The organism is Alishewanella sp. SMS8, from assembly GCF_030737935.1.
GTDB classification, from domain to species: Bacteria; Pseudomonadota; Gammaproteobacteria; order Enterobacterales; family Alteromonadaceae; genus Alishewanella; species Alishewanella maricola.
In genome coordinates, this window is record NZ_JAPJEA010000001.1 from 389,566 (window position 1) to 396,456 (window position 6,891).

Below are 6,891 nucleotides of genomic sequence, written 5' to 3' on the forward strand. Positions count from 1 at the left end.
AACAACAACGTAAGTAAGGATACCTGATATGCAGATCCTCATTACGGGCGGCACCGGCTTAATCGGCAGTGCTTTAGTACGGCTTTGGCAAGCTGAGCATAAACTGCTGATCCTCAGCCGTACCGGCCGTAAAAGTGCTAACAGTAACATTCACTATATTAATGCCCTCTCAGAAGTGGATTTTAATACCATTGATGTGGTGGTGAACTTAGCGGGTGAGCCCATTGCTAAGCGTCGCTGGAGCGAAAAGCAAAAAAACCTTATCTGCCAAAGCCGTTGGCAGCTTACTGAAGCACTCAGCAAACTGATCAGTCAAGCTTCAACGCCTCCAAAATTGCTGATCAGTGGCTCTGCTACGGGTTATTATGGCCGGCAGGGCAACACTGAGATCACCGAAGAATACGATGCTTTTTTCCCTGAATTTACCCACGATATTTGCGCGAAATGGGAAAACTTGGCGATGCAAGCCAGTAGTGATAAAACCCGCGTAGCGTTGTTACGTACAGGCATCGTGTTAGCCGAAGACGGCGGCGCACTAGCCAAAATGTTACCGCCTTTTAAACTGGCATTGGGCGGGGTAATGGGCGATGGCACACAGTATATGTCGTGGATCCATTTAGACGATATGGTTAATCTTATCAACTTTATTATGCAACACGATGATATAAGCGGCCCGGTGAATGCCGTAGCACCGCGCCCAGTAACCAATAAAGTATTTACCGCTGAATTAGCTAAACGTATAAAACGCCCTGCTGTACTGCCGATGCCGGCGTTTATGGCCAGCTTGTTGTTTGGTGAAATGGCCGACATTTTGCTATACGGGCAACGCGTGGTGCCGCAAAAACTACTAAAAGCCGGTTTTACGTTCCGCTATCCGCAGCTATCGCAGGCATTAGCCGCATTAACATTGTGACGTCAAAGCAAAAAGCCAAAAAACAAAAACCCCTAACACATTATTAGGGGTTTTTAGTTTTAGCAGTTTTTGTTGGCTTACCCAGCCATTATCCTTGCAGCACCCGTCTGATCAATACCGCACCAGGCACTTGCAATAAGCGGCGTAACTGCCACCAACCTAAAGCAGACACCAGCAGCGCCCCACTGAGCGGTCCCATCCACCAAAGGGCGTAGTGAAAGCTGAACGGCAATTCAAACAGCCGCTGCTGCAGGGTTAATAGCAACACTTCTGCCAGCACTGTGGCAAACAAGCCCGCTAACGCCCCCAAAAAAGTAAACTCTAAGATTAGCGCATTGCGTAAAAAAGCATAACGCGCGCCAAGGGTACGCAATATGGCTAACTCTTGCTCGCGTTGCTCTAGAGTTGCTTGCACTTGTGCTACCAGCACCAACGCCGAAGCCAAGATAATTATCAGTAATATAAAGCTAAGTGCGACGGTGACTTGCGCAATAATGTCTTGCACCTGTTTGATTATCGCCTCGACACTTAATACGGTGACCGTGGGCATCAAACGCGCTAACTGATTAACGAGCTGATAGCGATCCGGCTCGATATAAAACGCTGTGATATAGCTAGCCGGAAAACCTGCTAACAAATCCGGGCTTAAAATCATGTAGAAGTTCGGCTGCAAGCTGTTCCAATCTACCTGACGGATGCTGCTGATCTTGGCCGAGACCATTTGCCCGCCAATCGAAAACTGCACCTGATCATCTAATTTCAAACCTAAGCGCTCAGCGAGTTCTTGCTCTACCGACACTTCACCACGGCTATCTTCAGAAAACCAGTTACCACTTAAGATTTTATTGGCTGTTGGTAAGGTTGATAGCCACGTTAGGTTTAACTCACGCCCAACACCGGTGCGCTGTTCAGTGCGATCTTCTTTTGTGGCTTCATCGCGCATTTGTTCTTGGTTAACTTGCACTAAACGCCCCCGCACCACCGGATAAAACGGCTCGGATTGCAGTTGATGCGCTTTGGCAAAGTCTGCTAATTGGCTACGCTGCGCTTCGCTAACATTCACCAAAAAGTGATTGGGTGCACCTTCTGGGATCTGCTGTTGCCACTGACCAATTAATTCGGCGCGCACAAAATACAACAACAACGCCAAGAACAAGGCTAAAGAAAAGGTAATTAACTGAAAGCTGTTCGCCCATAATCTACGGCGTAAATTGGCCAGCGCCAGCTTGCCGGCACTGCTTTGACCCGCTGCCACCGGTTTAGCGGCTTTCACCATTAAGGCGGCGATACCTAATAGCGCACCGACGAACACCCCACAAACCAAAAACAAGCCGATGCTAATTAACCATTCACCTGAGAACAGCCACATTAAACCGAATACTGCGACAGCGCCGGTGATAAATTGCCAACGATCAAACGCCAGCTGCTGCACCGGTTGTTTAAGTACTTGGATCGCTGGGGTGATGGTTAATTGCCACAAGGGCCGAGCGGCAAACAGCAAGGCACATAAAATACAGGTAAGGCTACCCAGCCATATTGGCCGCAAACTAAACTCAGGCCGAAAATCACCGACATAAAGCACAATGGCCGATTCTACGCCCAGCAAGGTTACCTGCCCTAGCAATAAACCCAAGCCTAAGCTAAACAACACCACCAGCATTAGATGACTGCTATAAATGCGCCGCACTTGAGCGGTGGTTGCCCCTAGCGCTTTGATTATGGCAACCGCTTGCGCATGCCGCTGACTATAGCGGCTTGCGGCTACTGCAGCAGCACATGCGGCTAACACGATGCCCAACAAACCGGCTAATAATAAAAAGCGCTCAGCCCGCTCTAGGGCGCCACCCACGGCGGTTTGCCGATCACGATTGCGCCAACGCTCGTGCACCGACATTAAGGGCGTTACCTCAGTAGCAAAACGGTCTAATTCAGCATTACCACCGGCAAATAAATAACGGTAACTAATACGACTGCCCGGCTGCACAATACCGGTCGCCGCCACATCGTCAATATGCATAATGACGCGCGGCGAGCCGCCAAACACACTTAAAGGCGCATCCGGTTCATTAACAATAACCCCAGCAATTTGTAAGCGGCTGCTGCCTAATTCAATGTCATCACCAACAGACACCTCAAGTAATCCCAGTAAACGCGGTTCAACCCAAATTTGCCCGGGCGTTAAGCTGCCCAGTTCACCGTTTAACACATTGTTAGATTTGTGAAGGACCAACTCACCGCGCAATGGGTAGGCATTATCGACGGCTTTGATTGTCGCCAATTGCATTTGTTGTGCACTAAACAGCATGGAATCGAACTGCATTTGCTGCGCCACTTGCAGGCTTTGCTGTTTAGCTAGGCTAATAATTTCTGGGTTAAATGGCTGACTCGAGCCCAACACGCGATCCGCGGCAATAAATTGCGCACTGCGCTGCTCCAGCGCCACGCGCACTGTTTGGGTAATACCACTTAAGCTAACCACAGAGAACACCGCTAAAAACAGCGCAAAGGCAATCACCCACAACTCGCCGCGTTTTAATTCACGCCAAAATAAGCGCCAGGCAATACTAGCCCACATGCTGTAACTCCTCAGTATCAACAAAACGGCCTGCTTGCATTTTTAACTGGCGCTGACAACGTGCGGCAAGTTCTGCATTGTGCGTAACTAGCACCAAGGTAGTGCCTTGCTGCTGGTTTAGTTCAAACAATAAATCTTCAATACGCTGGCCGGTCGTGGCATCTAAATTGGCGGAAGGTTCATCGGCAAATAAAATAGCCGGCTGCGTAATAAAGGCGCGGGCAATCGCCACGCGTTGCTGTTCACCACCCGATAGCTGCGCTGGATAAAAATCTGCACGATCTTGTAAGCCAACTTGTTTTAACAGGGTTAACGCGCGTTGCCTTGCCTGCTTATCCCCGGCTAGCTCAGCGGGTAAAGTAATATTTTCAATAGCGGTTAAACTGGGTAGCAATAAGAACGATTGAAACACAAAGCCCACATGCGCCGCGCGGATCCCAGCACGATCGTCTTCAGATAAGCGATGTAATGGTTGCCCGGTTAAAAACACCTCACCAGCACTGGGCACGTCTAAACCCGCCAATAAACTTAATAAGGTCGATTTACCTGATCCAGACGCACCAACAATGGCAACAGTCTCGCCTTGATTGATTGTCAGACTGATATCATGCAGGATAGTCAGTGATCCTTCGCTAACATTCACCCGTTTAGCAAGGTTAACCGCTTTAATATGAATTTCAGGTAGTTTAGTCATGCGCATCATCTTATGTTTTGTATTGTTTATTATTAGCCAGAACGCTCTGGCCCAAAAGTTCATGATCCTTGGCGATAGCTTAAGTGCGGCTTATGGCTTACAAGAATCGCAAGGCTGGCCCGCCTTACTGGCCGAAAAAACCGAGCTCACGCTAATTAACGCCAGCATCAGTGGCGAAACCACCGGTGGCGCCCTCGCCCGTTTACCCGCACTTCTGAAAGAACATCAACCCACTTGGGTGTTAGTTGAACTTGGCGGTAACGATGGCTTACGGGGTTTTACGCCACAGCTTATCGAAGATCAATTGCAACAAATTATTATCACAGCCAAGCAGCATAATGCCCAACCGATACTTATGCAAATACGCATTCCACCCAACTACGGACCACGTTACGTTGAGCGCTTTACCGCGATCTACCCTGCACTCGCCGAAAGGCACCAGATCCCACTGTGGCCTTTTTTTATGGATGAGATTGCGATTAAACCTGAACTGATGATGCAGGATGGTATTCATCCAACAGCGGAAGCACAGCCGCTGATAAGAGATATTATGCTGCCCCTGCTGGCAGAACTAGAAAGTACAATCGAGCTAACACCCACGCCTTAAACGGTTTACTACAAAACTAAGCCTTAGTTTTCAGACATTTTGAACAGCGTTAACTTTGCCAAACGCTGTTCAATGATGTTCTCTAATTCAATATATCGGCTATCGGTTAAACTACCGAATTGATTTATAAAGGCCTCTTCACTAAGCCCTTCTGGTAACTCACTAATCGATGGAAAAAATGCCTGTTCAAACTGTTCAGTAGAAAGTTGTCGAACCTGCTGCGGATCAATATTAACCAACTGTTGCACTAAGTTGATACCCGCTTTATTTGCGGCCATATCAATAAAGCTAAAACCACTACCACCTCGTCCTGCATCGTTGATTTCTTTTAAAGAGCCAATTTGTTCGGCTAAAAAAGCATTTCCCAAGTTTTTAAATACGGCTGAGTACAAAAAGTGCAAGGGCAAATCTCCACGACCAGATAACGTCACTCTCGGCAGTTGAGGTACCTGATCTGGCGTCAAGCTGGTATTGGCATAACGTGCAAAGCGTTTGTTACCCAACCCCACCGCTAAAGCCCAAAGCGCACTGATATATTGCTGCTCTAAGGCAGCGTTGTCGGCACGATGCAAGGCAAACTTAAAAAGGTGCTGCATATAAAATGCTAAGCGACGCTCATTCTGATTACTCTGGTAAAGCCGAGATAGCTCGTCGAGATACACCTGAATATCTGGCGCCGGATTTTTATTGGCACTGAATAAAGAAGATTGCAGGCCTTGTTCAGCATAAAGCTTAGGATTTAACTCAACGTTAATGGGTTGCGATGGCTTACGGCTAAAAGAAACTTGCTGGTTTGCTACTTGCCCCATGCTGATTAATTGCAAAATTTGTTGATCTGAGGGGGAATCAAGCAGCGCGTGAATACTGGATTCAAATAAGAAATGAGCAAACCGACTAGGAATGGTAACGCGGCCTAATTTACAATCTTCAACTCTAAAACCCTGCGTTGTCTCATTAAAAAAACAGGTCAGCGGAATTAATCTTTCGCTAAAGATACCTGGCAAGGCATACACCAAATGCACCACTACACCGGAGTCAAAAATAGAGCCGTGAAAAACGAAGGGTTTTAGCGTGTGACTCGCGACATTAAACATGGCATCTAAATTGGCTTGGGTCAGTGTTATCGTTAAATCAGCCGAATCGCTTTTTAATTGACGAATGCTTGAAGAGAGCAAGTTTTGCGAAGACACCACATCGTTACTGGCTAGGTTGCGTTGCTCAACTTGCCCCGGCAAAGTAAACAACCAAAACAACAGTATTAGCAACAATGCCACAATTGCTATGGTTTTGATTAAAGCCCTAACCAGCTTTTTAACCACTCGCATTTTATAACCTCTAAAGCCGCTAACACTAAGAATCAGATACGTAAATTGCGCTGCAGATTAGCATATTTTCAGCAATAAATGCGAAATGTTCACGATAGAAAAAAGGAACAATATATTAGTCTTTAACAACCGGATTTTTGAGTTGTGAGTTTTGAAAGATGAATAAAGATGACTTCCCCTAGGGGATTTGCTTCCCGGCTTCCGCCGTGCCAAGACAACAACGCGGTGTCCGCACCGCCATCACGGCGAGTAGGAGTTTTGAGTTTTAAAGAGAGTAAACAAAAATGGCGTCCCCTAGGGGATTCGAACCCCTGTTACCGCCGTGAAAGGGCGGTGTCCTAGGCCTCTAGACGAAGGGGACGCACTGGAAATTGGTGGAGCTAAGCGGGATCGAACCGCTGACCTCTTGCATGCCATGCAAGCGCTCTCCCAGCTGAGCTATAGCCCCGAATTGCAAAGTCGGTCTGGGAAAAAAAGCCATTAGCAAAGAATGGCGTCCCCTAGGGGATTCGAACCCCTGTTACCGCCGTGAAAGGGCGGTGTCCTAGGCCTCTAGACGAAGGGGACATAACAGTGAAAAGTGTGACTGAATTGGCGTCCCCTAGGGGATTCGAACCCCTGTTACCGCCGTGAAAGGGCGGTGTCCTAGGCCTCTAGACGAAGGGGACGCTGTAACAGTCTGAAAAGTGTAAAATTTAGTGGCGTCCCCTAGGGGATTCGAACCCCTGTTACCGCCGTGAAAGGGCGGTGTCCTAGGCCTCTAGACGAAGGGGACGC

5 protein-coding genes and 5 tRNA genes are annotated in these 6,891 nt (G+C 47.9%); 2 read left to right on the plus strand and 8 right to left on the minus strand.

Annotation, left to right across the window (positions count from 1 at the left end; genetic code table 11):
• Positions 1 to 28 precede the first annotated feature (28 nt).
• Complete coding sequence (locus ORJ01_RS01750) at positions 29 to 913, plus strand: TIGR01777 family oxidoreductase (RefSeq protein WP_226750835.1); 885 nt, start codon at positions 29 to 31, stop codon at positions 911 to 913.
• Between the two features lie 88 nt (positions 914 to 1,001).
• Here the strand turns inward: ORJ01_RS01750 and ORJ01_RS01755 are convergent, their stop codons facing one another.
• Both ORJ01_RS01755 and ORJ01_RS01760 read right to left on the minus strand, forming a co-directional pair.
• The gene (locus tag ORJ01_RS01755; protein ID WP_306176759.1) at positions 1,002 to 3,488 is read right to left on the minus strand and encodes an ABC transporter permease; all 2,487 of its coding nucleotides are present in this window, start codon (positions 3,486 to 3,488) and stop codon (positions 1,002 to 1,004) included.
• The gene (locus tag ORJ01_RS01760; protein ID WP_306176760.1) at positions 3,478 to 4,182 is read right to left on the minus strand and encodes an ABC transporter ATP-binding protein; all 705 of its coding nucleotides are present in this window, start codon (positions 4,180 to 4,182) and stop codon (positions 3,478 to 3,480) included. Before ORJ01_RS01760 ends, ORJ01_RS01755 begins: the two co-directional genes overlap by 11 nt.
• Here ORJ01_RS01760 and ORJ01_RS01765 point away from each other — a divergent pair.
• Positions 4,181 to 4,789, plus strand: coding sequence for an arylesterase (locus tag ORJ01_RS01765; protein ID WP_306176761.1), 609 nt, complete (start codon positions 4,181 to 4,183; stop codon positions 4,787 to 4,789). The genes ORJ01_RS01760 and ORJ01_RS01765 overlap by 2 nt on opposite strands.
• 23 nt (positions 4,790 to 4,812) lie before the next feature.
• Here the strand turns inward: ORJ01_RS01765 and ORJ01_RS01770 are convergent, their stop codons facing one another.
• The 6 genes from ORJ01_RS01770 to ORJ01_RS01795 all read right to left on the minus strand — a co-directional run bounded on the left by ORJ01_RS01770 (position 4,813) and on the right by ORJ01_RS01795 (position 6,889).
• On the minus strand, positions 4,813 to 6,114 hold the full coding sequence (locus ORJ01_RS01770; RefSeq protein ID WP_306176762.1) for a hypothetical protein: 1,302 nt from the start codon (positions 6,112 to 6,114) through the stop codon (positions 4,813 to 4,815).
• A gap of 285 nt (positions 6,115 to 6,399) precedes the next feature.
• Positions 6,400 to 6,475: transfer RNA gene (locus ORJ01_RS01775), tRNA-Glu, on the minus strand.
• An 11-nt stretch (positions 6,476 to 6,486) separates the two neighbouring features.
• Positions 6,487 to 6,562: transfer RNA gene (locus ORJ01_RS01780), tRNA-Ala, on the minus strand.
• A gap of 43 nt (positions 6,563 to 6,605) precedes the next feature.
• Positions 6,606 to 6,681 (minus strand) — tRNA-Glu (locus tag ORJ01_RS01785).
• A 25-nt stretch (positions 6,682 to 6,706) separates the two neighbouring features.
• Positions 6,707 to 6,782 (minus strand) — tRNA-Glu (locus tag ORJ01_RS01790).
• A gap of 31 nt (positions 6,783 to 6,813) precedes the next feature.
• Positions 6,814 to 6,889, minus strand: a tRNA-Glu gene (locus ORJ01_RS01795).
• Positions 6,890 to 6,891: the final 2 nt, after the last annotated feature.